At 42.4% G+C, this 26,363-nt stretch carries 23 protein-coding genes; 18 read left to right on the top strand and 5 right to left on the bottom strand.

Annotation, left to right across the window (positions count from 1 at the left end; translation table 11 throughout):
* Positions 1-20 precede the first annotated feature (20 nt).
* From ureC to FG11_RS08510, 10 genes are all read left to right on the top strand, one after another.
* A complete protein-coding gene (ureC, locus tag FG11_RS08550) occupies positions 21-1,724 on the top strand; it encodes an urease subunit alpha (RefSeq protein WP_025224754.1) in 1,704 nt (567 codons plus the stop codon).
* 2 nt (positions 1,725-1,726) lie between these two features.
* The gene (ureE, locus tag FG11_RS08545) at positions 1,727-2,242 is read left to right on the top strand and encodes an urease accessory protein UreE (RefSeq protein WP_020182662.1); all 516 of its coding nucleotides are present in this window, start codon (positions 1,727-1,729) and stop codon (positions 2,240-2,242) included.
* A complete protein-coding gene (locus FG11_RS08540; protein ID WP_020182661.1) occupies positions 2,235-2,945 on the top strand; it encodes an urease accessory protein UreF in 711 nt (236 codons plus the stop codon). Before ureE ends, FG11_RS08540 begins: the two co-directional genes overlap by 8 nt.
* A 22-nt stretch (positions 2,946-2,967) precedes the next feature.
* A complete protein-coding gene (ureG, locus tag FG11_RS08535) occupies positions 2,968-3,612 on the top strand; it encodes an urease accessory protein UreG (RefSeq protein WP_020182660.1) in 645 nt (214 codons plus the stop codon).
* Between the two features lie 6 nt (positions 3,613-3,618).
* Positions 3,619-4,203, top strand: a complete 585-nt coding sequence (locus FG11_RS08530; protein ID WP_052184994.1) for a HupE/UreJ family protein — start codon at positions 3,619-3,621, stop codon at positions 4,201-4,203.
* Positions 4,204-4,404: 201 nt separating this feature from the next.
* Positions 4,405-7,836, top strand: a complete 3,432-nt coding sequence (locus FG11_RS08525) for a hybrid sensor histidine kinase/response regulator (RefSeq protein WP_047534310.1) — start codon at positions 4,405-4,407, stop codon at positions 7,834-7,836.
* Positions 7,833-8,762 (top strand): response regulator transcription factor, encoded by a 930-nt coding sequence (locus FG11_RS08520; protein ID WP_020182657.1) that lies wholly within the window; start codon positions 7,833-7,835, stop codon positions 8,760-8,762. The genes FG11_RS08525 and FG11_RS08520 overlap by 4 nt, the downstream gene beginning before the upstream one ends.
* A gap of 146 nt (positions 8,763-8,908) precedes the next feature.
* On the top strand, positions 8,909-8,980 hold the full coding sequence (pqqA, locus tag FG11_RS13755; protein WP_012777389.1) for a pyrroloquinoline quinone precursor peptide PqqA: 72 nt from the start codon (positions 8,909-8,911) through the stop codon (positions 8,978-8,980).
* Between the two features lie 229 nt (positions 8,981-9,209).
* Positions 9,210-9,554 carry a hypothetical protein gene (locus FG11_RS08515; RefSeq protein ID WP_047534307.1) on the top strand — a complete coding sequence of 115 codons (345 nt, stop codon included), beginning with the start codon at positions 9,210-9,212 and terminating at the stop codon, positions 9,552-9,554.
* Positions 9,555-9,561: 7 nt separating this feature from the next.
* Positions 9,562-10,473, top strand: a complete 912-nt coding sequence (locus FG11_RS08510; RefSeq protein ID WP_052184993.1) for an SdiA-regulated domain-containing protein — start codon at positions 9,562-9,564, stop codon at positions 10,471-10,473.
* Positions 10,474-10,531: 58 nt separating this feature from the next.
* On the opposite strand, the gene FG11_RS08505 is transcribed toward FG11_RS08510, so the two are convergent.
* Entirely contained in the window at positions 10,532-11,053 is a 522-nt protein-coding gene (locus FG11_RS08505; protein ID WP_025224748.1) for an SRPBCC family protein, read from the bottom strand.
* Positions 11,054-11,265: 212 nt separating this feature from the next.
* Here FG11_RS08505 and FG11_RS08500 point away from each other — a divergent pair, with 212 nt between their 5' ends.
* On the top strand, positions 11,266-11,592 hold the full coding sequence (locus tag FG11_RS08500) for a hypothetical protein (protein ID WP_025224747.1): 327 nt from the start codon (positions 11,266-11,268) through the stop codon (positions 11,590-11,592).
* A gap of 56 nt (positions 11,593-11,648) precedes the next feature.
* Here the strand turns inward: FG11_RS08500 and FG11_RS08495 are convergent, their stop codons facing one another.
* On the bottom strand, positions 11,649-13,520 hold the full coding sequence (locus tag FG11_RS08495) for an outer membrane protein assembly factor BamB family protein (RefSeq protein ID WP_020182652.1): 1,872 nt from the start codon (positions 13,518-13,520) through the stop codon (positions 11,649-11,651).
* Between the two features lie 387 nt (positions 13,521-13,907).
* Here FG11_RS08495 and FG11_RS08490 point away from each other — a divergent pair, with 387 nt between their 5' ends.
* The 3 genes from FG11_RS08490 to FG11_RS08480 all read left to right on the top strand — a co-directional run bounded on the left by FG11_RS08490 (position 13,908) and on the right by FG11_RS08480 (position 19,841).
* Positions 13,908-15,395, top strand: a complete 1,488-nt coding sequence (locus FG11_RS08490; protein ID WP_020182651.1) for an aminotransferase-like domain-containing protein — start codon at positions 13,908-13,910, stop codon at positions 15,393-15,395.
* A 658-nt stretch (positions 15,396-16,053) separates the two neighbouring features.
* The gene (locus FG11_RS08485; protein ID WP_047534305.1) at positions 16,054-17,523 is read left to right on the top strand and encodes a metallophosphoesterase family protein; all 1,470 of its coding nucleotides are present in this window, start codon (positions 16,054-16,056) and stop codon (positions 17,521-17,523) included.
* On the top strand, positions 17,520-19,841 hold the full coding sequence (locus tag FG11_RS08480) for an ATP-binding protein (protein WP_047534303.1): 2,322 nt from the start codon (positions 17,520-17,522) through the stop codon (positions 19,839-19,841). The genes FG11_RS08485 and FG11_RS08480 overlap by 4 nt, the downstream gene beginning before the upstream one ends.
* Before the next feature lie 292 nt (positions 19,842-20,133).
* Here FG11_RS08480 and FG11_RS08475 read toward each other — a convergent pair whose 3' ends face one another.
* Positions 20,134-20,733, bottom strand: a complete 600-nt coding sequence (locus FG11_RS08475) for a hypothetical protein (protein WP_047534301.1) — start codon at positions 20,731-20,733, stop codon at positions 20,134-20,136.
* A gap of 225 nt (positions 20,734-20,958) precedes the next feature.
* On the opposite strand from FG11_RS08475, the gene FG11_RS13820 reads away from it, so the two are divergent.
* Positions 20,959-21,132, top strand: coding sequence for an AlpA family phage regulatory protein (locus tag FG11_RS13820; protein ID WP_081978203.1), 174 nt, complete (start codon positions 20,959-20,961; stop codon positions 21,130-21,132).
* Positions 21,133-21,192: 60 nt separating this feature from the next.
* Positions 21,193-22,209 (top strand): phage/plasmid replication protein, II/X family, encoded by a 1,017-nt coding sequence (locus FG11_RS08470; protein WP_047534299.1) that lies wholly within the window; start codon positions 21,193-21,195, stop codon positions 22,207-22,209.
* 152 nt (positions 22,210-22,361) lie between these two features.
* Here FG11_RS08470 and FG11_RS08465 read toward each other — a convergent pair whose 3' ends face one another.
* Together FG11_RS08465 and FG11_RS08460 are read right to left on the bottom strand one after the other, a co-directional pair.
* The gene (locus tag FG11_RS08465; RefSeq protein WP_047534297.1) at positions 22,362-22,964 is read right to left on the bottom strand and encodes a mobile mystery protein B; all 603 of its coding nucleotides are present in this window, start codon (positions 22,962-22,964) and stop codon (positions 22,362-22,364) included.
* Positions 22,964-23,422: a mobile mystery protein A gene (locus FG11_RS08460; RefSeq protein ID WP_200884571.1), complete on the bottom strand. Its 459-nt coding sequence runs from the start codon at positions 23,420-23,422 to the stop codon at positions 22,964-22,966. Before FG11_RS08460 ends, FG11_RS08465 begins: the two co-directional genes overlap by 1 nt.
* A 295-nt stretch (positions 23,423-23,717) precedes the next feature.
* Between FG11_RS08460 and FG11_RS08455 the strand changes: the two genes are divergently transcribed.
* Both FG11_RS08455 and FG11_RS08450 read left to right on the top strand, forming a co-directional pair.
* On the top strand, positions 23,718-25,430 hold the full coding sequence (locus FG11_RS08455) for an AAA family ATPase (protein WP_047534292.1): 1,713 nt from the start codon (positions 23,718-23,720) through the stop codon (positions 25,428-25,430).
* A complete protein-coding gene (locus FG11_RS08450; RefSeq protein WP_052184992.1) occupies positions 25,414-26,280 on the top strand; it encodes a hypothetical protein in 867 nt (288 codons plus the stop codon). The genes FG11_RS08455 and FG11_RS08450 overlap by 17 nt, the downstream gene beginning before the upstream one ends.
* Positions 26,281-26,363: the final 83 nt, after the last annotated feature.

Genomic DNA, 26,363 nt, shown 5'->3' with positions numbered 1-26,363 from the left:
TTTTTCAAGGATTGAGTTGAATGACTTTAAAAATAGACAAGCAAGCCTATGCCGAAATGTTCGGTCCCACCGTGGGCGATAGGGTGCGCCTAGCCGATACTGAGCTTTGGGTGGAGGTAGAAAAAGACTACACCGTGTATGGCGAAGAAGTGAAGTTTGGTGGCGGTAAAGTGATACGTGACGGCATGGGGCAAGGGCAGTTGGTGTCTGCTGATGTGGCTGATACGGTGATTACCAATGCGTTAATCATCGACTATTGGGGCGTGGTGAAGGCCGATATTGGTATTAAAGCTGGGCGTATTTCTGCGATTGGTAAAGCAGGCAATCCGGATATCCAGCCAGAAGTGACCATAGCGATTGGCGCAGGCACTGAGATTATTGCAGGTGAGGGCATGATCGTCACCGCCGGCGGCATTGATACGCATATTCACTTTATTTGCCCACAACAAATTGAAGAAGCGTTGATGTCGGGCGTGACGACCATGATAGGCGGCGGTACGGGCCCAGCCACCGGCACCTTTGCTACCACTTGTACGCCAGGACCTTGGCATATTCACCGCATGTTACAGGCGGCCGATGCTTTCCCCATGAACTTGGGTTTTTTAGGCAAAGGCAATGCCAGTTTGCCAGAACCTTTGCGTGAACAAATCACGGCAGGTGCCATAGGCTTAAAACTACATGAAGACTGGGGCACCACCCCTGCTGCCATTGATAACTGTTTAAGCGTGGCAGAAGAAATGGATGTGCAAGTGGCGATTCATTCTGATACCTTGAATGAGTCTGGCTTTGTGGAGACCACCATTGGTGCATTTAAAGACCGCACCATTCATACCTTCCATACCGAAGGTGCTGGCGGTGGTCACGCGCCAGATATTATCAAAGCAGCTGGTTATGCCAATGTGTTGCCATCTTCCACCAACCCGACTCGGCCATTTACCGTGAATACCATTGATGAGCATTTGGATATGCTCATGGTTTGTCATCATTTAGATCCCGCTATTGCCGAGGATATTGCGTTTGCTGAAAGCCGCATCCGCCGCGAGACCATTGCAGCAGAAGATATTTTGCATGACCTAGGTGCGTTTTCTATGATGTCCTCAGACTCGCAAGCCATGGGGCGTGTGGGCGAAGTGATTATTCGCACTTGGCAGACTGCACATAAAATGAAAGTGCAACGCGGTCCACTTAAAGAAGATTCTGAGCGTAACGATAACTTTAGAATCAAACGTTACATTGCTAAATACACCATTAACCCTGCGCTGACGCATGGCATTGCGCATACAGTGGGTTCGATAGAAGTCGGTAAGCTGGCGGATTTAGTGCTATGGCGCCCTGCCTTTTTTGGCGTTAAACCTTCTACCATATTAAAAGGCGGCATGATCGCTGCCGCTGCCATGGGCGACCCGAATGCGTCTATCCCAACGCCGCAACCCGTGCATTATCGCCCTATGTTTGGTGCCTATGCAGGTGGTTTGAAAACGGCGGTAACCTTTGTCTCGCAAGCCGCATTAAGCAATCCTGAGATAGCTGCACTTGGCTTGCAAAAACCATTGGTGGGCATCAGCGGCACGCGCCATGTGAAAAAGAAAGACATGATTCACAATGACTGGATGCCGACGATTGATGTAGACCCGGAAACCTATCGCGTATTGGCCGATGGCATGGATTTGGTCTGTGAGCCGGCCACAGTATTGCCGATGGCACAACGTTACTTCTTATTTTAATCATGCTACATATTACTGAACGCATTACGCTAGCTACGCACATTGACGACTACTTAGAACTGCCGTTTGATAAACGCCAGAAAAGTCGATTACGGGTCATATTGAAATCCGGCACGGAAGCGGCTTTGTTTTTAGACCGGGGCATTATTCTGCGTGGTGGCAATTTATTGAAGTCAGAATCCGGCACGGTAATACAAATCGTCTCTGCGCAAGAGCCTGTATATGATGTGACCGCAGCAAGCACACAGGCTTTGATGTGTGCCGCTTATCATTTGGGCAACCGCCATGTGCCACTGCAAGTAGGCGATGGCTGGCTGCGTTTAGAGCAAGATTATGTACTCAAAGAAATGTTGCTGGGTTTGGGCATGCAAGTCACAGAGAGCCAAGCGCCGTTTGAGCCAGAAGCCGGTGCTTACGGTGGTGGTCATCGCCATGGACATGATGACGACGCGATGACCAATCTACGTCCTCTGGAACAATTAAAGCAACAGTCAAAGCGTCGACTCAAACATGGCTAATGCACCACAATCACATGTGCTGAAATCAAGTCTGGCGCTGAGTCGCTTATTGCAATTGGCGAGTCCCATGCTGCCGGTAGGCGCATATAGTTATTCGCAAGGCCTAGAATGGGCGATTGAATGTGGCGATGTGCATGATTTAGCCAGTGCAGAAACTTGGGTTGGTGATGTGCTGCATATTTACCAAGCGCAGTTTGAGTTGCCTGTATTGCATCGTTTATATGGCGCGTGGCAGGCGGGTGATATGCAAGCTGTGCAAACTTGGGATGCTTTTTATCAAGCTGGGCGGGATACAGTAGAGGCGCTGGCTGAGACACGCCAGATGGGTTATTCACTATGTCGTTTGCTTAATGACTTGCAAGAAATGCCCGATACTTTGATGGCGCAGATACATAGCATGCAGTCGCCGGCTTTCCCCACTATCTATGCCGCCATTGCACAGCATTGGCAAATTCATGTGCAAGATGCGTTACAAGGCTATGTGTGGGGATGGCTAGAAAATCAGGCCAGTGCCGCGATGAAAACAGTGCCATTGGGCCAAGTGGCCGGGCAAAAAATCTTGCTGCATTTAGGGCAATCATTGCCACAGGTCGTTGCAGATGCCATGCAGTTGCCAGATGAAGCCATCAGCAACTTTAATCCTTTGTTAAGTATCGCAGGGTGCAGACACGAAACGCAGTACAGCAGATTATTTAGGTCTTAATTGAGTTCGTAGAGGTTAGAAAATGACAGTGCAATTAAAAGAAAAAGTGCCAGCAGTTAGCTATCAAGAGCCTTTACGTGTAGGCATTGGTGGTCCAGTTGGCTCTGGCAAAACCGCGCTTACCTTGGCCTTGTGTAAGCGCCTGCGCGATGTCTATAACATTGCCGTGGTGACCAATGATATTTACACCAAGGAAGATGCGGAATTTTTGACCCGCAACGAAGCCTTATCGCCAGAGCGCATTATTGGCGTAGAAACTGGTGGTTGCCCACACACGGCGATACGCGAAGATGCTTCCATGAATTTAGAAGCCGTCGCGCAGCTCAGTCAACGCTTTCAAACCTTAGATATCGTATTTGTGGAAAGCGGTGGCGATAACCTTGCAGCGACGTTCAGCCCAGAACTTTCTGACTTAACGATTTATGTGATTGATGTAGCGGCTGGTGAGAAAATCCCCAGAAAAGGCGGGCCTGGTATTACCAAATCAGATTTGTTGGTGATTAACAAAATTGACTTAGCGCCGATGGTGGGCGCCTCACTGGAAGTCATGGATAGAGATGCGAAACGCATGCGCGGAGAACGCCCATTTATTTTTACCAATCTCAAGATTGGTCAAGGCTTAGAAGAGATAGTGCGGTTTATTGAAAAACAAGGATTAATGTTGTAAAGGGCTATGATGAAAAAACAATTCACACTAAGTATTGTACTGTCGCTATTCTCCGGTTTTGCGCTGGCGCACCCGGGACACGGATTGACTCACGGATTTACTGCCGGATTACTGCACCCGCTATTAGGTTGGGATCATCTATTGATGATGTTGGCCGTTGGGGTATGGGCCGCCAATGTGGGTGGAAAAGCGCGCTGGCAATTGCCGCTGACCTTTGTCTGCACAATGTTGTTAGGTGCATTGCTAGGTATGGCTGGTATTGCAATAGGGGGCGTGGAGTCTACCATTGCTGCTGGTTTGATCGCGTTGGGCGTGGTGTTGATGACGCGTTTTGCTATTCACCGTGAATTGCAACTGCTGTTTACTGCGCTATTTGCGTTGATGCACGGCTTGGCACATGGTACGGAGTTGTATCAGGACAAAATGGCCAATATGGCGCTGCCTTTGTTGGGGATGCTGATTGCTACCGCTGGATTACATGGCTTGGGTTATGTGCTCGGCATGCAGCGCCACCGCTTACTCACGCTCTCGCAATCATTGCTGGCTGGACTCATGCTAGGGTTAGGTGCTAACCTGTTGCTCACGGTTTAACCTACTTTAACGATGGTTGGTGTGTGATGCACCGCTTGTTCAATCATCACGTCACGTGATATACGTTATTTAACGTACATATCAACTTTTGCTCATTGATTAAGATGTGGCTGGCCTCGTTCTGCCTAGGAATTTCGGCCAAGGAATAGATATTGCTTATTTACAAGCGTTAGACCACTTCTACATCATGAGGAATCTCGTTTGGCAACAGCAGAACTCAATGCGCGCGAAGCGCCGCAGGCAGAGCCCACACAGCGTATTGTGAAGATTCGTCGCGACTACAATACCTGGGTCGCTAACGAATCTATCGAAGATTATGCTTTACGCTTTACGCCGCGCTCCTTTCGTAAATGGTCAATTTTACGTGTATCTAACACCGCACTAGGTGCAATCTCATTTTTGGTGTTAGAAGCAATTGGCGGCACGATTGCTGTCAATTATGGGTTTATCAACGCATTTTGGGCGATATTGGCAGTTGGCGCAATTATTTTTCTTACCGGTTTGCCGATTAGTTATTACGCAGCTAAATATGGCTTAGACATGGATTTGCTCACCCGTGGTGCCAGCTTCGGCTATATCGGTTCCACGATTTCCTCGTTTATCTATGCCTCGTTCACCTTTATTTTATTTGCCTTAGAAGCCGCCATCATGGCGTATGCGCTAGAGTTGTACTTCCAAATGCCACTCTATATCGGCTATCTAGTCAGCGCGCTGGTGGTGATTCCGCTGGTGACGCACGGGATTACGTTGATTAGCCGTATTCAAATGATTACGCAGCCTATCTGGCTGGTACTGATGTTTTTGCCCTTCATTGCCATCTTGCATCATGATCCGGATATCTTATCTAAACTTAGTATGTTTGCCGGTGTATCTGGGCAAGCGGGCGAGTTTAACTTGCACATGTTTGGTGCAGCCACAGCGGTTGGTGTGGCACTTATTCCCCAAATTGGTGAACAGGTCGACTTTCTACGGTTTATGCCGGACAAAACGGTGCAAAATCGATGGCGTTGGAATATTGGCGTGCTCATGGCTGGGCCAGGCTGGGTATTCTTAGGCATGCTCAAAATGCTTGGCGGCGTACTGCTAGCTTACCTGGTGATACAAAGTGATATGTCGTTTCAATCTGCAGTAAACCCCACACACATGTATTTGGTTGGCTTTAACTATGCATTTAGCTCATACGATGTAGCCTTGGCCGTGACCGCTTTGTTTGTGGTGGTATCACAAATTAAAGTGAATATGACCAATGCCTATGCCGGCTCATTGGCATGGTCTAATTTCTTTGCGCGGCTCACACATAGCCACCCCGGGCGTGTGGTGTGGGTGGTATTCAATGCGGTGATTGCTATCATGCTGATGGAGTTGGATGTATTTAAAGCGTTAGAGCAAGTGCTAGGCTTGTATTCCAATATTGCCATTGCTTGGATTACCGCAGTAGTGGCAGATTTGGTGATTAATAAACCGTTGGGACTCAGCCCCAAAGGCATTGAGTTTAGGCGCGCTTACTTATATGACATCAATCCGGTTGGCGTCGGCACCATGTTTCTGGCGTCGGTGATTTCGATTGCAGCGTTCTCTGGGGTATTTGGCGAGACACTGACCGCGTTCTCGTCATTTATTGCCTTGGGTACAGCGCTCATTACTTCGCCCTTGATTGCTTGGCTGACCAAGGGCCGTTACTACATTGCGCGTAAACCCTTCGTGTTTCCCACTACTAAGCGCATGCAAAAATGCGTGGTGTGCGAGCGAGAGTACGAGACAGATGACATGGCGCACTGTCCGGCGTATCAGGGCGCAATCTGCTCATTGTGTTGCTGTCTGGATGCACGCTGCAATGATGCGTGCAAGCCCCATGCAAAACTCTCGCAACAATGGATAGACGTGAACAAGTTTATTCTGCCTAAGTCGCTGTGGCCGCATATCAAAGGCGGGGTTGCCCATTATTTGTTGCTGATGACCATTGCTTTAGGATTTTTTGGTGCAGTGCTTGGTTTGATTTACTTCCATGAGACCTTGATATTAGAAGGCACTGCCTCTGAGCTGTTGCCGCAACTACGTAGCGGCTATCTCAAAGTGTTTGCCGCCTTGGTGTTTGCCAGTGGAATTGTAGCGTGGTGGTTAGTGCTCACTACCGAGAGTCGGCGAGTGGCGCAAGAAGAGTCTAACCGACAAACGGGCTTGCTATTGCGTGAGATTGATCTGCATAAACAAACCGATACTGAGTTGCAGTTGGCCAGACATTTGGCCGAGCAAGCCAATAAAGCAAAGAGCCGTTATATCACGGGTATCAGTCATGAGTTACGCACCCCGCTCAATAGTATTTTAGGTTACGCACAATTGCTCGATAATGATGCATCTATCCCTGAGCATCGCCGCCAAGCGATACGTGTCATCAGTCGAAGTGGTGAGCACTTACTATCGCTGATTGAGGGGACATTAGACATTGCGCGCATCGAGAGTGGCAAGCTCACATTTGATACTAAGCCACTCAAGTTCCCCGAGTTTATTCACCAAATTGTCAGCATGTTTGAACTGCAAGCGCGTAATAAAGGTCTCTATTTTAAATTTGAACAGCGTGGAGAATTACCCGCTTTGGTGCGTGCAGACCAAAAACGGTTGACGCAGATTCTTATTAACTTATTGGGCAACGCGGTTAAATTTACCAAAGAGGGCGGCATTACTTTCCGCGTCAGTTATGCGCGTGAAATCGCCCATATCGAAATTCAAGACACTGGCCCTGGCATCAAACCTTCCGAGTATCAAAAGATATTTGAGCCATTTGAACGTGGCAGTGCCGCAGAGCAAATCAATATCGGTGGTACCGGTTTGGGTCTGACCATCAGTAAACTCTTAACAGAATTAATGGGTGGTGAGATTCACTTTAAGAGTGAGCAAGGTAGGGGCACGCAATTTGAAATCCGCCTGTTTTTATCGCAAATTCGACAAGATGTAGAGGTAGAACCTGCCGTTTACCGTAAGCGAGTAGGGTATCGTGGATTGCGTCGCAAAGTGCTGGTGGTAGATAACGAGCAAGTGGATCGGGAGTTGGTGATCAATATTCTTGCGCCTTTGGGCTTTGATGTCGCACAAGCAGCAACCGGAAAAGAATGTGTGGATATGTATCAGCAGTTTAAACCAGATATCATCCTCATGGATTTGGCGATGCCAGTGATGGATGGTTGGGAGGCTTCTTATATCATTCGTAAAGTGCATCATTCCAATATCCCGATTGCAATTGTCTCGGCCAACGCATATGACAAAAATCTGGAAAATGCGGCAGGGATTGATAGCCAAGACTTTATGGTGAAGCCGGTGAATGTAGAAGACTTGCTGGATTGGATTGGCAGCAGGCTGGCGATTGAGTGGATAAAAGAAAATCACGATACACGCAACCAAGTGGTGCCAACCATTGACGCAATGAGCGGCGATATGATTACAATGCCAGAGTCGCATCATTTGCAGGATATTTTGTCACTGGTCAATATGGGGTATGTCAAAGGCATACACCAAAAACTGGATGAGATTGAGCAGTTAAACCCTCAATATCAATCCTTTATTGCATTAATGAAGCAACTGGTCGGTCAATTTAAATTAGAAGCAGTGAAAAAATATATTGAAGACGTAAAACAATGAATACCCTTACACAAACACCCACGGTGCTCATCGTAGATGATGTGCTGGACAATTTGGCCTATTTGCATGATGCACTGGATGAGTCCGGCTATATGGTACTGGTTGCCGATAGCGGGCAGACGGCATTGCAACGCGCGAACGATGCGCAACCCAACGTTATCTTGCTGGATGCGATGATGCCCGGCATAGATGGATTTGAAACCTGCCGCCAATTAAAAGCCAATAGTCTGACTCGGCATATCCCGGTCATTTTTATGACGGGGCTGACTGAAGCTGAGCATGTGGCGGCTGGCTTTGAGGCGGGCGGGGTGGATTATGTGACCAAGCCGATTCGACCTAAAGAGGTGTTGGCTAGGATTGCCTCGCATCTGCAAACGGTCAAGCTCATGAACCAAGCGCGCAGTGCGCTGGATGCGTTTGGCCAAGCGGCTATTGCGATTACACCGCAAGACGGAAAAATTGTCTGGCAAAGCCCACTGGCCAGACAATGGATGCAACGCTATTTTTATGAAAGTGGGTTGCATGCTGCAGACACCACGCCAGAGCCCATGTTGAATTGGTTGCAAAATATGCAGCAAGCCAACGCTGAGCGTACGCAAGCGTTGAACATGATTAAAGGCTCTAGCCGCTTAACCTTGAGCCTTGCTGATGATAGCAGTGATGAACAGTGGATTATTTTGCTGAGTGAAGAGTCTGATGAAGCCCAAATTCAAGCGCTGACAAGCACCTTTGGTCTCACCAAACGCGAATCAGAAGTGCTGTATTGGGCGATCAAAGGTAAAACCAATCGTGATATTGGCGATATTTTGGGCACCAGCCCGAGAACAGTCAATAAGCATTTGGAACATGTGTTTTCCAAGCTGGGGGTGGAAACCAGAACAGCCGCTGCTTCTTATGTGGCCTCAAAATTAAGAACCATGAAGTAGTCAGCCTGATAAAATACAGTAGGTCTTTTACGTAAAATCATTAGGCAACAATACGTCAAGCACATAGGCCATTATTTAAACCTGTCGGTATAGTGTGAGTCATACAGATACATCATGTGGATGTGTTTAAACAAAAGGAGATTATTATGTGGACAACACCAGCAGCTACTGAAATGCGTTTCGGTTTCGAAGTAACAATGTACGTAATGAACAAATAAGGTTTAATTACCTTAACAAAAGCCCAGTTAACTACTGGGCTTTTTTGTTTTCAGCACCTCATCCATCATCGTTTCATTGCATATCGTTTATTCATTATCAGCAGGGTTTGTTCAGTAGTATTGCTCAACTGGTTTTGCTCACCCTGCGCACATGTAAATCCAATATAATTCAGCGGTCATCCAGTCATTGAACTTCATGGGCATCAGCCCATCTTATTGTGGAGTCCTTATGTACGAATCCCGCCATCACCCACCCATCTCTCAGCATAAGTTTCTATTGCGCATGGCCTTGCATACAATCACGGCTGCCTTACTGTTGCTGTTTTCACTTGCTATTGGCATGCTGGGTTATTTGTATTTTGAGCACCTGTCTTGGCACAGCGCTTTTTTAAATGCTGCGATGCTATTGGGAGGTATGGGCCCGGTGGATCCACCACAAACCGACCATGGGAAATTGTTTGCAGGCCTATATGCCTTGTATGCAGGGCTGGTTTTTCTAGTGATTGTTGGGTTGTTTCTAGCGCCAGTGGCGCATCGCATTATGCATAAATTCCATTGGACACAAGACGTATAAGCGACAAATGAAATTTACTTTTAAACTATCTAAAACATGGAGTTGGATCATTGCGATATGCTTCGCACTTGGTTCGTTGGCGTATTACTACAAGCTGGAGGCGCTGGCCTGGTATGCATGGCATAGCTATAAACCAGCTGCAGATGACAATACGTTCCATCTAAGCAATTACCAAGTCACTATCGATGCATTGCCAATCGCAGCATTAAAAAATGCTTCTGGGCTTACGCACAACGTAGAGCGCAACACGTTATTCACGGTGTTGAATCAAGAGTCAAAAATTATTGAGTTTGATTTACAAGGGCACATCGTGCGTGAAGTGCATGTGAAAGGCGTGGATGACATGGAAGGGATTACGCATGTGACGGGTAACCGTTATGTGATTGCCGATGAGCGCGATAATCGCTTGATTTTGGCGGAGCTAGACAATGATGCTCAGTTTTTAGATGTGACTAATGCGCCTAAACTTAGGCTGGGCGTCAATGCTTCAGGCAATAAAAATTTTGAGGGCGTCTCTTGGGATGACAATCACAGCCGTTTGTTGGTGGCGAAGGAGCGTGATCCTAAATACATTATGTCCGTGAGTGGTTTTTTTGACGCGGATGTATCCAAGCCATTGAATATTGATATCAAACGGTTAGACGCTTTTGATAAGGCCATTAAGTGGTCAATGCGAGATTTGTCCTCCGTGACGTTTCACAGTGAAACCGGACATTTGTTGCTGTTAAGTGACGAGTCCAGATTGATTAAAGAATACGATGAAGAGGGCAATGCATTAGGCGCATTGGCGTTGTGGAAAGGCTTTCATGGCCTAAAGGCGCATGTGCCGCAAGCTGAAGGTATAGCGGTGGGATCAGACAAAAGTATTTATATTATGAGCGAGCCCAATTTGTTTTATGTATTTAAACCTGCAACATAATCAGCAGATATTTGCTTGAATATCAACTCAAACAAATATCTGCCGCATTGAATACCAACTACTCAGATATTTTCTTTAAATTGTCTAGGCCTGCACGATATACAGCAGTGATTGTATTCACTGCTGCTGCATCATCTTGACCCTGTGCAGGTGTAGCAGATAAATCTTTGCGTTGGAAATGCCCTACCCAAGTGACTAGCGTTTTATTAGATGCTAGAGAGGTGACTTGTACAGTTGAGATATAATGACTGACAGGAAGTACGCCTTCAATAATGCGGTAAGTAAACATTTTTTTGTTGGTATCATAGGCTTTCAATTCTTCTGTAATTTTGCCGCCATCTTGCAAGGTGAGTACGCGTACGGTCCCCACTTTTGCTTCAGCACCAGATTGAATAGTGGTGTTTGCCACTGCTGGATGCCATGCGCCTAAATCACCAAATTTGTTCACTTTTTCCCATACCTGCGCAGCATTGGCATTGACTTCAACTTTTTCTTCAACCTTGAGTTTGTTTGCATCTGCGGCATTTGCGACCAGTGATGCGCTGAAAAATAGACCTAATATTGCATTGTGAAATTTCATATCGACTCCTTAGTGGTGATCTTAAAGAATTACCAAAATTAAGATACATGAATAAAATAAGTGTTAAGTATACAGATCGGTATATACCGATCTGTATACTAGCACCACAAAATATAAAATGCAATCTAATCATTTTAAGAATGAATTGATGACTGCACTGTCAGAGAAGAGTAGTTAAGCTGCCATCTATTTGAAAAAGTAAGGAGACTTCATTGAGCATAGTCAAAAAGCTAATTGTAATTTTTTCTGTATTTACGGCCCTGTTTTCTGGCGTGGTTTGGGCGTATCAATTTGATTTTGGTGCGTTAAGAACAGACAATTTCTATGAAGATAAGCTGTCTTTTGGTTTGCAAAATAGCCTTAACCAAACGCGGGCCAAATTTCAAATACCAAGAGCTTATGGAAAATTAGTCACGGTGACACAAGCCAATAAACAGACAACACTCTGGTTTGAAGCGGCAGATGGCTCAATACGTAATGTGAACTTGGATGCCAATAACCCACTGATTGTTGAGCGTAAAGGCGAGTTAGCTCAATAAAAAACACCCCATCAAAATGGGGTGTTTTAATAGTAGCTACAACTAGTAGTGATAGATTACAGGCTAAATACGTTTAAACCACCGCCGCCAGGTGCAGCGTTGTATTTGGTTAACTCTTTGTAACCACCAGCAGCACCAAGTGCGTCTGTGTCGTTAGTCATACCAAGGTTCATCGCTACACCAGCCCAGCCGCCAATACCAGAGAATACACCCACGTATTGTTTGCCTTTATTGCCGTATGTAAATGCATTACCAATCACGCCAGAACCTACTTGGAATTTCCAGAGTTCTTTACCTGATTGTGCATCCACCGCTTTTAACCAACGGTCTAAAGTGCCGTAGAACACTAAATCAGATGCTGTAGTGAGTACACCACCCCATGCTGAGAAACGTTCTTTGTTGTACCAAACTTTTTTGTTGGTCATTGGATCATAAGCGCCGAAGCCACCCATTACACCATCAGGACCAGCAAACATCGTTAAAGTAGCACCCACCCATGGTTGACCAGCAACGTATTTAGACTCAACTGGCTCGTATGTCATACACACATGGTTGAGTGGAGAATACATTAAACCAGTACGTGGGCTGTAAGCCGCTGGTTGTTGGTCTTTAGTGCCCAATGCAGCTGGGCAGATGCCTTTAGCGTTGTAGTCTTGGTGTGTTGAAGCTTTAGCATCTTTAGCTGGCACGCCTGTTTTCTTGTCAACGCCAGTTGCCCAGTTTACAAATGGATGTACTTTTTCAGCAGCAATCAAGGTGCCTGTGTGTGCGTCCCAAGTGTAAGCAAAGCCGTTACGGTCATGGTGCCATGCGTATGTTTTGCTGCCTTTGTCAAACAGAATCACATCATTCACGCCATCGTAATCCCACTCATCGTGTGGCGTCATTTGCATGCCCCACTTAGCCACGCCAGTGTCTAAGTCACGTGCAAACACAGTCATAGACCATTTGTTGTCGCCTGGACGTACATCTGGATTCCATACAGATGGGTTACCTGTACCGTAGTACACTAAGTTTGTACGTGCATCATACGGCCACCAGCCCCATACAGAGCCACCGCCATGTTGCCAACCATCTTTCACTGCTTGTGGTTTCAACCATGTACGTGTACCTAATTCTTTTTCGCCAATTTTTAATTGGTCGTTTGGAAGCGGTTTGAAAGAACCACCTTGTTTGTTACCGCCGTTTACGTCTTGGTAAACAGACAGCGCGCTGTATGATGGGTTAGCTGAGTTGAAATCAGCACCGATCAATACTTCAGCATCAGGACCTGTTGAGTAAGCTTTCCATGCCAAAGAACCATCTTTAATATTGTAAGCGGCTAAGAAGCAACGTACACCGAACTCAGCGCCTGAACAGCCTGTCAATACTTTGTCTTTGATTACGTGTGCAGCGTTAGTATTTGTAGCGCCCACTTTTGGATCTGTGTTTTTAACTTCCCATACTTTAGCGCCTGTTTTCGCATCTAAAGCAACCAACATACCGTCATTTTGTTGCAAGAAAATCTTGCCGTCGCCATAGCCCAAACCACGGTTAACGTTGTCGCAGCACAAAACAGCTTGTACTGACGGGTCTTGTTTAGGGAAATATGACCATACGATTTTTTGATTGTCGTTTAAGTCAAGTGCGTACACGTTGTTTGGGAACGCAGTGTGTAGGTACATCATGTTACCAACCACCACTGGAGAACCTTCGTGACCACGGTTTACACCGGTAGCGAATGTCCAAGCCATTTTGATGTTTTTAACATTAGTTTTGTTAATTTGTTTTAATGCGCTAAAACCTTGGTTGTTATGCTGGCCACGTGGATGCAACCAGTTGTTTGCATCTTTCATCGCTGCCTCTTGATCAGCTGCTGCTGAAGCGAATAACGGGAAAGCTAAAGCAATGCTTGCCGCTAACCCCATCGTACGTTTGATGTGTGTCATCGTATTATCTCCAAAGATATTAATAGTGAGTGAAGTGTATTGATTACATTAGGTTATGTAACGTAGCACTTTGCTTAGATAATACTGGTACTAGGAGCCCAGCTTAAGAAACAAACATACAAAAAACAAACGCATTACGTGTAGATTGTTTCAATATGTTAAGCAGTTGTAACTTTAATACAATTGCCTTACACAAACACTAATCCAGTTTTGTTATAAAAAAGGGGTCCAAGTCAATTTTGTGAATTTTTGAAAATTTTTGATACTATAGTGCAGTGGACATAGCCTAGGTTTCCACAAAGCGATTATGTTGATCTGCAAGATTGTGAGTTAGACAGTGCGTGCGGGTCAGCATGGTTAAGTGATATTGCTTTGTAAGGAATACGTATGCTTAGGCCATGGGAATTGAATCTTACTGTTTCAAGAGTATCGAGCCAATCGATTCATCAGCAGCTTACGCATAAACTCATCCATGTCATTCAAACTGGCGCATTTGCAGTGGGCACGCCATTACCGGGCAGCCGGGAACTTTCACAACAGTTAGGCATTAACCGTAAAACGGTGATTAGAGTTTACGATGAGTTGGTCGCCCAAGGCTGGCTATATAGCGAAGACAAGCGCGGCACATTTGTACGTCAACAGCAACCCGTAGAATCAGCCAATTTTCTATCTTCATTGCAGGCGCTCCCCCAACAACATACCACTACGTTGCATTTGGAACAGACTGCGTATGCGCATCATGACCTGAGTGAAGATACATTTGATCTCAGCTACCCCTATGGCGATAGTCGCCTATTTAACTTACAGGCTTTAGTGCGCGCTACGCGTCATGCGTTGATTGCCACCAAACGGCAACACCCACTCAAGCTGCATGGGCTAGCGCCATTGTGTCAAGCAATTGCCCATATGCTCAATTTTGAGCAGGGCATGGATGTTGCAGCAGAACAATTGCTAATCACGCCTTCGGCACAAACCAGTTTGCAGATTGTAGCTAGCACGCTGTTTGCAAAAGGTGATTACGTCGTACTAGAAGCACTGCATGCCCCTGCGACTGCTGCGGCATTTAAGAAAAATCATGCGCATATTCAAACCGTTAAACATCATCAACATGGTGTGGATATCGACGATTTGGAAAAGCTATGCATCAATTACCCGGTGCGCGCTATCTATGTCTCACCGGAATGTCAGCAGCCCACCACGTGGCGTATGTCTACGGACAATCGTGCGCAACTACTCAAACTGGCCAAGCGCTATGATTTTTATGTGATTGAAGATCATACGCACGCATCATTTCAGTATGCTAAACATAGCTTGCCAACACTCGCGAGCATAGACCAAGCGGGGCGGGTGATTTACCTTGGTAGTTTGGCGCATATGTTAAACGCCAGCTACAGAGCCTCGTATATCATCTCAGCCCAACAGCTACATGAAACATTTATGCAAAAATTGAACACGATAAACGATAGCCATGACCAGTTGCAGACACTAGCGCTCACAGAACTGCTGCTATCTGGCGAGGTTAAAAAGCAGTTAAAACGTGCACAAAAAATATATTTAGAGCGGCGCGATCACTTTTGCCAGCTACTCAAGCAAGCATTGGGAGATGCAGTGAAATGCGAGATACCGAGTGCCGGATTTGCGGTGTGGGTGCAATGGCAAACAGAGGCTACGGAGATCATGCTAGTTGAACGCATGCAGCAAGCCGTATTAACACTAGACACCTCTACGGTGTATCAACATGACCAAACCGGTCGAATCAGTATGCGCATTTACTTTGCACACCTTAATTTGGAAGAACAAAAAAGCGTGATCAAACGTTTGAAAAAAAGCATATTGGCACAACCGAAACCATTGCAATATGCAGCATTTGGTTGAAGCAACATCCACCACATCGGTTGCAATCAACCAAAGCTAAAATTGGTGAAAAACTAAATTTCATACAAATATTATTAAAAATCAACAGGTTAATATTGTTTTTAAAATTTGGCATACTAGTTGCATTTCAAATATCAGGGAGAGCTATCACTAGGACCTTTAATATAAAGAGTTAACAATAAATATTAGAGGGGTAGACTCCCAACTTGCTTGTTGATCTCGCAGTATTCTGACCATGATAATCGCGTAAGTTGTCATGGTCTTTTTTATTGCTTATATAGCAGCGACTAGCTAAGAAAACACATATGAAAAAAGCGGTTCCCATTTCTGGAAACCGCTTTTTTATTGGTGGTGAAAGAGTCAACAAAACAAATCAATACTAGCCAATATCTAAGCTATATTCACTGATTGGTTATTAAAATCTACTGTCAAATCTACTGTCATATGTCAAATCACGAAGCATGAATTTTGATAATTTAAAATTTAAGCAATGTAATACATTATTAATAACAATCAATCAATCTTGCAATGTATTCCTTGCCTATATTAAGCAGTTAAGGCAGATTAGCTATATCTCTGCTGTGGTGAATATCAAGGCTTAGCAAAGTATATGAAGTCATAAGTTGCATAAACACATACAGACAATTATATTCATGGTATGTATTCAATATTACACATCACAGATTTACATCGAGCAATTAGTGACCCGATCTCTAATTCAGAACTGCTGTCTGCTCTAATTTGTGATCAAGATTCATACCAACAGGAAGACCCTCCTATTAGACCTCCTGATGCAATAGTTGTTAGTGGGGATATTATTCAAGGAGTTGGATTAAACACACCTAACTCAGAGCAAGAGCTTTCTTCGCAATATGATGTTGCACTTGATTTTCTTAGTGATCTTGCCAAAAGATTTCTGAATGGAGATCGATCTAAAATAATTATAGTGCCAGGAAATCACGATATTGATTGGAACGTCTCATTCAGTTCAATGGAGCTTGTTGATGATAGCAAGTATCCCAAGAATCTTCCAAGTGTGTTATTTGAGAAAGACTCACCGTATAGATGGGATTGGAAATCACGCCAACTCTATCAAATTAAAGATCAAGAACTTTACAGCCAACGACTAGCCGCGTTTTGGAATTTTTTCAAAAAATTTTATAGTGGTATAAATAATATGATGCGGGTTGAACCTTGGTCTAGTGCCAATCTTTATAGCCTTGATGAGGGAAGAATAGCCATTGCCGCATTTAACTCATGCCATGGCAATGATTGTTTTTCATTCCATGGTGATATCCCTCGCGAAGTTATTGCGCAATCTCATATCGACCTAAAAGATTTAGGACCATGGAGGTTGCGTGTTGCGGTATGGCACCATGACGTTGAAGGTCCACCATATAGACATGACTACATGGATAAGGAAATTGTTCGCGGTATGATTGGTCGTGGATTTCGACTTGGACTTTATGGTCATCAACATCGAGTACAGATTACTCCTCAAAATGTGCATTTATTGACACAGGAAACTATGGTGGTAGCGAGTGCAGGTTCACTTTGTGCTGGGCTTCGTGAGCTGCCAATGGGAGCGTACCGAGGATATAGTATTATTGAAATCCATGACGATTATTCTGGCGCCCGTATTCATGTACGTGAAATGCGCATAGCAAATTTATTTTCACGGGCAATACTACAAGACTTCAATGGGCGCAGTTATGTTGACCTTAAATGGACTGCTCCGCTAGATGCTGCAGGTAGACCAGAAAATCCTGCCGAACTTAAGCATCTTGAAACAATACGTAATGCAGAGTATGCAATTAAGGTAGAGTCTAATCCGCTAAAAGCTCTGAGATTGTTATCTGCTATCGACTTAAAAAATGATTCCTTCGGCAGATTATTAGCAGTTAGTGCAGCTGTTAAATATGGCGATCCCACTAAGTTGATTGAAATAATCGGGAATCCACAAACAATTCAAGAATTACTATTTCTGTTTGATGCCAAACTTGCTACAAATAGCTGTTCAGAAGCAGGGGCATTAATAACTGAATACAAAGATAAATTAAACTTACCTGAGTCGATAATGAATGAGTTGCAAACTAAAGTAAAACTAAAAAGATTGGTTAAATTATGACAAGTGATACTTCAGACGCAATTCCATTTAGTGTTGACATCAGTCGTATGATTGAGCTGTTAGCATCCCAGATATATCCCTCACCATTCGCATTGCTGAGAGAGAATGTACAGAATGCCTTTGATGCAATTATGTTACGAAAATATGCAGGTGATGTCTTTGAGCCGTTGATTGACGTTTTAATCGAACCAACAAGAATTACAGTTTCTGACAATGGAATTGGTATGTCTCGCACTGAGTTACGTGAGCACTTTTGGCGAGCGGGTTCAAGCTCAAAAAATACCGATGAAGCCCGTGCCGCCGGTGTTGTGGGAACCTTTGGTATTGGTGCAATGGCCAATTTCGGTATTGCAGATAGTTTAGAAGTGGTAAGTGAAAGCACAAAAACGCCCGAGCGCACCCGATGTTTGGCTGAGCGCAAAACACTTTCAGTAACAGATGATTGCATCAAATTCTTCAACGAAACTTGTACTGGTGAGTCTGGAAGTGTAGTAATCGCTACTATGCAGACTGGTAAATCAATTGATGTAATCCAAGCAGTATCCTATATCACAGAATTCGTGCGTTTCGTAGAAATTCCAGTGCGTGTAAATGGGTCTATTGTTAGCCAAGAACAGTTTCAAAATGCTATACCTGAATTACAAGTCAGCTGGAGATGGAATGGTGTGAATGTGCCCTTAGGAACTCATCTAATTGCTGATATCGTTATGACTGGTGCTGGCAGCGGTGAAGTAAGAGTTAGTGTTTCCAATATCAAGCTGAGTGGTCAAAATTTAATTGGACAAATGGTATTAAGGCAAGGTTTGAATGTTGTAAGAACTTTCCGTAATCGATTTGGGCTCGCTACGGCCCAAATAAACTCCCTATATCAGCTTGGAGGGGTGGCGGATTTTCTTCTATTAAAGCCAACCGCAGGTCGTGAGGCACTTACGACAGAAAGTACTGAATTTCTTAATATGTTTGGCGCTCCACTAGATCAATTGATTTCAGAACATTTGGCTGAACGTCCTGAAGCTAATAACAGTCAAGTATTTATCAATTGGGCCGCACGTCATCAACGTTGGGATATTTGTGGCCAACTACGTGCACGTTTAGAACCTGGCGATTCGGCAACTTTGATTGATTTGGTTAACATTAGCAAATCTAAGCCATTACTAATATATGGTGGTAGCGATCCTGGGGTTATGAATCATGCATCAAGCGAAAGACCTGTCGTTCAACTCGCACGTAATCAGCAACGACGACAATGTGAAAGCCAATATCTTACCCTTTACGGCACTGTTGAGACACTTAGTGATGAACCGAAGGTGCTTAATTTACTTAAAAAGTCAGAGTTATCCATGGCCCAATCAGCATTAGTATTTCGACTTTCAGAAATATTGAAATCTGACTATTTCATTTCTACCGAAATAGACTTTGGTACGATTTCTCATGGTTTACCAATACTTGTAATTAATAATCAAAGTTTAGTTCGTATTATTCTCGATCCTAACGCTTCAAATGTAAAAGTTCTAGTCGAGATCTACGAAAAAGAGTATGGAGTCTTTGGTCATCTTGCAAAGGACTTTGTTCGTAATGTCATCTTCCCGAAAGTCAGTCAGCTTGTACCAAGCTCTACTCGTCAAGGTACAGAAGCGTTTTTACAGACTCTTCAGAGGACACGTGATGTCTTTGAATATGAGCGTAGCGATTTAGAAAATTTAACCTCATTGTGGAAAGACTACCTTGAAGGAAAGATCACTTTGGATCAAGCCTCAGCAAAAGTAGCTACTGTCAGACGCAGTTATCAAGTGATAGAAGCAGCAGCTACTGGCCGTGTCCACGATGTTGTTCCAGATGTTGCTGAGGGTGAGCAATTTGCTGACAATAACTCTAACGCTTCTCCTGATTATAGTGCTATGCCATCAATACTGCGCACGGATATTGAAACTGACAGAAAGCTGCTGACAATTGAAGATTCTGACCCTCCTTTAAAAGGATATAGTTGTTTCATTGCGATTAGTAAACGGATACGAGAAGAAAGGGGAGAGTTTTTCCTGCAGCCACATCGTACGTCGGTAGTTTGGGGGGGGCAAAAAGCTTTATTCATTTTTGAACATCACTCTGGAGAAGTTGGTCTTTACTACGACATACAGCTAAGTGAACCTGTCGCACCAAAATCAGGTGGAGGTTCATTCGAAACATGTACGATTGTAATGAAAAATCAAACATTTATTCCCGTACCTTCTGAAATAAAAGATGTCTTTATGCCTAAATCTAATGAGACTAAACGTCTTGAGGTGCGTTGTGACTTACTTTACATTGATGCTCCGCGATAATACTATTCTTCGCTACTGACTAATACACTAATGGCATTTCATTTAAAAAAGTATAAGTTTGTCTTTTAAGAGCATGGTCGTGTTTATATTTAGTTAAATTGTTGAGTAATGGGAACTCTTGCCAGCAGCAGATCCTATTTATGGACTTATGCATTTATTCAATGACTCTTTTGTGGACAATTGTAGATACAACAATTTTGTCAATTGCATGTATGAGGCAGCCTAATGCTGATTAGACTGCACTACCAAACATTAAATTAGGAATTATGCAGATATGGGCCGAAAGTCGACTTTAATAACTGAAAATCTCAGGTTGGGAAGGGAATAAGTCCAACGTGTGGTCAATTCGTTTTTTTATCTTTGGTATTTTATTGTTTTCACACAAGCAGATAGCAATGTCAGTAAATTGATAATATTTAATCAAGTTTTCATATTCCACTCGTATGTTACAGTCCCTACCGTTATAGTATTTAGCAAAATAAGTTTGAGAGTGATCAAGTTTTTCGTATTCATGCTTTATCGCAAAAGCTCTGGCTTGCGATATCGATAATTTTCTCACCGCTTTCGCTTGGTAAATCACGAATTGAACTTTAGTTGCATGTTCGATTATCGTAGGAGTCCAAAAATCTCTCGGTTTTTTTCTTCCGGTGTAACCTAGGCGCGCAGTTTTTAGTTGTAACGCATTTATTTTCTTTTGAAACGTTTCACTCCAATCTCCACGCTCTAAAAAATAAAGTCTTTTTGTATTACCTCGATTAGATAGGCTCTTAATTATCCTCTTTTCTAATGCGTTATTTTTTGCATAGTCTTCACACTCATTTTGCATTTCAATAAACAACTTACGCAACTTAATTAATGTCTTTTTCTGTTTAAAATCTTCTAAAATCGCCATTTTAATAATTTCTATTCATCTATAAAAACATTATAAATCAATAAATTAAAAATATATATTTGAATTATATGGTGAATTATTGCCATTTTCATCAATTTCAGCCTTTATCCCAAATTAATAACTGTAAAGAAATCGGCATTTACTTAAATCCTAGTGAATTAAGTGAATTGCACGGTGGCGATAACTCAGTTGTCGCCGAATGCAAATGAACTAGAAAGGCAGTTTATGAAAATTATTAGAGCAAAAGAAGTATGCCAAATGTTATCAATTTCAAGGAGCACATTATGGCGACTGGAGAGAGCAGGGAGGATCCCTGCTTCGTTTCAGTACAGCGTCAGGACTACAGGTTGGTTAGAAAGCGACATTCTTGCGTATATCGATAAGTGTAAAAAAGCATGAGTGCGCTAGCTGTAATACGTAATCACATTTATCAAAATAATTATCAAATAAGGAAATACTATGATTGACGATTTAGACTTCACATTTAATTGTAAACATTTAAGTATAGGCAATATTCTCAGAAATATAGAGGTTAGTACTGGAGTTATTAGAGATTATAGAAAGGGTATTGAGATTGCGAATAAATTTGGTGATAAATTATTTGTTAAATCTAATAACAATGGTGAGTGTTTTAGAGTAAAAACATGTGCTGCAAAATTTTTACAAGGTCACAACTTATTTGGCAGCAATGATGTGATTGGCATCACTCATGCCTTAGTACTTGAAGTTACAAAAGGTCTCAATATAAGCATCGCTGAAAAAGAGCTTGCTGCAATTAAGCGGGGTGAATTTACTGTCAATTCAATTGATATTGCATGGTCATATCGGGTAAATGGTAAATTAATCCCAAATATCATTCATGAGGTCGGAAACGTTTGGCGTTTACAAGGTAGAAACGTATCGAACTATTACAAAGAATCTGTTTACTTAAATCAGCATTCTAAAGTGCTCGCGTTTAAATTATATGATAAAAAACGTGAGCTAGGGAACAAACCATTGCCAGCTAATATTGCTCAACGTGACAAGCTATTGACCTATGCTAAGGGGCTTATTCGCGCTGAGTTAACATTACATAGCCTAGCATTGCGTAATCATGGATTAACCTTAGGCCGCAACTGGTCAATAGTCAAAGTCAAAGAAATGATGGAGCTTGCGATAACTCAAGCTGCTTTTAATGGTTCGGTAAAGCACAAACTCATGCCATTACAGGTCATGCGATTAAAACTAACCTTACGTCAAGTATATGGGTTGTGGGCTAGTGGCATTGATTTAAATCATGCTTATAGCTCGCAAACGCTTAGACGTCATCGCAATGCTTTATTGAGTAAAGGCATCGATATTAAGCAGCCACCAGTCAAAGCAATTCGAACCAAAAAAACTGATATTGCATGTTGTTTTAGTGAAGATAACAAATGCACCTATCCAAGTTGGGCTAAAGATCATGGTCTGATATTTTTGCCTAAAAAAGTGAAGTAGTTTAAAGCGTTAAAAGGGCATCCTCGCAAAGGAATGCCCTTTTTAATTAAGAGACTTCACTAACGATAAGCAACTTTATCACTAGTCAGCTTTGAAAGTTTAGTATATTGGCCACATACAGCATGTGCAAAGGCAAACTAACTTTAGTGCGTTCAAATAAGACCAATAAAAGAGAATAGCGGCATGTAATCACGCTGATCTGCTGCTCGTAAAGCGCTGATATATACTTGTCTTCGCTCATTCATAGATTGAAGGTCATAACCTCCGGCCCAGTCAATTGAAGGATTGCCGTAGATCTTGGTCAATATGGCATCAGCCATAATACGTGCATGGCGACCATTGCCATTTGGAAATGGATGAATATAGACCAGTCTGTGATGGAACCTAGCCGCAATTTCAAGTGGTGGATAGGTTTGGTGATCTATCCAATAGCGTGTGTCATCAATTAAATGACGTAGTTCAATAGCAATCGTGATTGGATCAACACCTATATTCTTCTCGGTGGTGCGGAAGGTCCCAGCCCAACGCCAGACTTCGCCAAACAATCTTTTATGGAGCGTTCTTATAAAGACCTCAGATAAAATTTCTGTTTGTCTGGTGCGATTAAGCCACTGCATTCCTGATTGAATATTCGCTTGCTCTAAATGATCCAATTCGCCTCGTGTGGTCACGTGTGCAAATTTTAATCCTGCTAGTTCATCACGATCTAAGGGCGTAGCCCCTTCAGGATTGTTGTCATTGAATGGTGCTGCCATTACTTATCCCAAAAGTCAGAGGGCATGCGTGCTAGCAGCTCTTTTGATATGCGATCAATTTCGTCATGAATTTGCCCATTGGATAAGGTTTGTGATTCCAACGCCATATGATTACTTGCATTGCGAACTAAGCTAGTTGCTTTTTCTATTGCCTGTCTACCAATAAGTGTTTCTATATTTTGGCTCGGAATAATAGCGTAAACAAATTGACAGTTCATGGCTTTCGCCATTTCATGCATGGTATTGAGGGTGAGAGCACCAGAGATTTCGGCTTTCTCAGCATGAGATATGCGCGCGCGCGTTACTCCAAGTCGCCTTGCGAGTTGTGCGCCTGACATATTAAGCGATTTGCGTACTGTGCATACCCAGCCTTCCAGTGGACGATTTATGGGAGCAATATGCTTAGCTGCACTATTAACAATTTCTTGATATTGTGCCAATACAATTTTTTTAACCATTATGTATACCTTAAAGTAAACATTAAATATAGTATGTATATTTAAATATATACATTTATAAATAAAACGTCAATTTATATATTTACATTAATTATTTAAAGTGTACATATAAGTATCCAAATAAATTGATAATTAAGAACGCTTCTCTGGATTATTAGAATTATTCATTTAATTTCAATGTTCACGTTACGTGAACTAAGATTATTAATGAACGTGGACTTGAGTGAACTTAAAAACAATATAAAATGAATTTCAAATCAACGACTCTATAAAAATACTCTGAAAGCAGTCAATTATGAAGGTTTATTATCACGAAGGTGAGAATTGGAGATGGACCCCCTCAAAGCTTGATTCTGAAAATAACATACTGGCTCTCTCATTTAACAATTGGGATGACTATACAGTAAAGACGACTTTGAACGCTGCACTCTATTTTGAGGGTGAGAAACTTTTAGATTTCTCCCTCAAGTTGTTTGTTGAAGAAAGTGTTAACTCACCTGCGTTACTCAATGAGCTTAGAAAGAATGGCTGGGATGGATTTTTTCCTATACCGAATATTAAGTACGTGTCTGTGCCAAGCGATATTGATTTTTATAAAATCCTTTTAACCAAATTAGGTAAGCAAGATGCGATTACCGTATTGAGGTTGATCAAAGATGCTGGATATCTAGCAAATGTTGTTCAGGATCAAGAAGCTATAAAGTTAGTTGAACATGAGGATTTTACTTCCTCACCTTTAAGGGAAGGAGGGGCACGTAAAGCTTTTGAGGATGGATGGAGACTTTTTGATAATCAAACTTCGAACATTCAGGATTTCACAATGAATATTCGTATGGCTGATGAAACTCAAGAATCTATAGCTTTCCATTTCAACTCAGTAAATTTACCTTACGATATAAATGTTCTCATAGGGCCGAATGGTATAGGCAAGTCATTCACCTTGAAGTCTCTTGTTGAATATTGGCTTGGAGTTGAAAGCGGTAGCAAAACCTCACTCGAAAACTTTAAACACACTCCATTTGATCATTATCCAAATATTTCGAAATTAATATTGATTTCTTACAGTCCTTTTGAAGAGTTCACTTTGGATTTATCGAAGACTGATCTAAAGGATAAAGATGCTTATAAATACTTTGGATTTAGAAACCTAAGGACTAACTCAGATGGACTTGACTCTATAGGAATTAGCAGAAACTTACCTGCACGCGATTCTGTAGCATCAATAATAAGAGCTCTTTCAGAAGATAAGACATTAGGATTTATACAGGATTGGGAGGGGAAATTTGAGGCAATAAATACAGTTTTAATGCCTGCTATTGGTTTCGACTCGATAGCTCTTGAATTATTGAATAATGAGAGTCAAATAAACCCGATTAAAGATACCCTTCAACTCATCGAAGAAAATGGAAAAAGATATCTACCAATTAACAATTCAGTGTTCGAGACACTTCAGGATTCGATGCATGATTTAGAAAATATCGTAAATTCTCAATCTGGTGTTTTATTTTTTAGAGAGGGTAAGAAAATTGAAATTAGCTCTGGGCAGCGGCTATTTAGTTATATTGTTATAAATGTTGTTGGTCAGATTAAAAAAGATAGTCTAGTGGTTATAGATGAGCCTGAGTTATTTCTACATCCAACTCTTGAAATTGAATTCATTTCTTTGCTAAAGAAAGTTTTATTTAATTTCAACTCAAAAGCAATTTTGGCTACTCATTCGTTAGCAATCGCTAGAGAGATTCCTGCCAAGTGCATACATGTATATCGAAAGAATCACGACAAGGTGGAAATCGACCATCCCCCATTTGAGACCTTTGGTAGCGATATGCAAAGAATATCTTCTTACGTATTTGGCGATAGCTCAGTGTCCAAACCGTTTGATTCTTGGATTGAAGGAAAGCTCAACGAAGTTCGTGACTCAAGAACGCTTATACAATCTCTGGGTGCAGAAATCAATGAAGAAATGATCATAAAAATTTTAAATTCTGGATATGAAAATGGTAACTAAATTATTACCTCCCAGTGAAGATTCAATAGAATTAATATGTAGAATTTTTGTTGAAAGATATTGGTATAAAGCTTTTTACGACAAACTTAAACCTGACTTGATCCCCCAAATTGAACTGTATATAAAATCCCAGGGTGATCCAAGTTTAATTATTCCATTAGACCTAGCCAATTACACTGATAGTATTGAGGAGGCTTCAAGAAGAAAAGTTTCCTTAATAGGATTGTATTCCCCCAGTATAGACAAATTACCTTATCTTCAGCTTGAACAAATGAGAAAAAAGAATGGACTTGTCATATGTCCAAGCTGCGGTGAGCCTGGCCGGCCTAGAACGTTAGACCACTATCTACCAAAAGATGTCTATCCCGAATTATCAGTCGTATTGATTAATTTAGTACCTATGTGTGATTGGTGCCAAGGTGAAAAGCTAGCTGATTATATTACTGAAGACGGAAATAAACGATATATACATCCATATTTCGATGAGGTTGATAGGCCTTTGTTCTCAATTGCGTTCAATCCTCCGTACGTTACTCCCAGGTTAAGTATATCGATCAATAATGATTTGCCTCCAGGACTAAAGCATTTAGTGAGACTGCATTTAGAGGGAGTTAGTTTATTAGAAAGATTCACGGAATACTTTAAAACTGTATTTCGGAATATTCTTCGCAAAGCTAAAGAGTGTCGGCAGCCTGGAGCTACGAACTTTAGAAATCTGATTGAACAGTTTTTAGACATGGCATCTATCCACTCAAAGAATTCTTGGGATGCAGTGATATATCGCTCAATTTTGGCTGATTTGAATATGATGAATTATCTTGAGAATGATGAACTACCTGAGTTTTTATAAAAAACTCCATATGATTTTGTATGTCTATGAAGCCTTAAAGTTGGCTTCGCATTAACGTGTTTAAAATTTACTATACATAATTG

Origin of the sequence: Methylotenera sp. N17, from assembly GCF_000799155.1 — a bacterium.
Classification (GTDB): domain Bacteria; phylum Pseudomonadota; class Gammaproteobacteria; order Burkholderiales; family Methylophilaceae; genus Methylophilus.
Note: the sequence above shows the minus strand (reverse complement) of the source record. Positions and strands in the feature narration are given on the sequence as shown.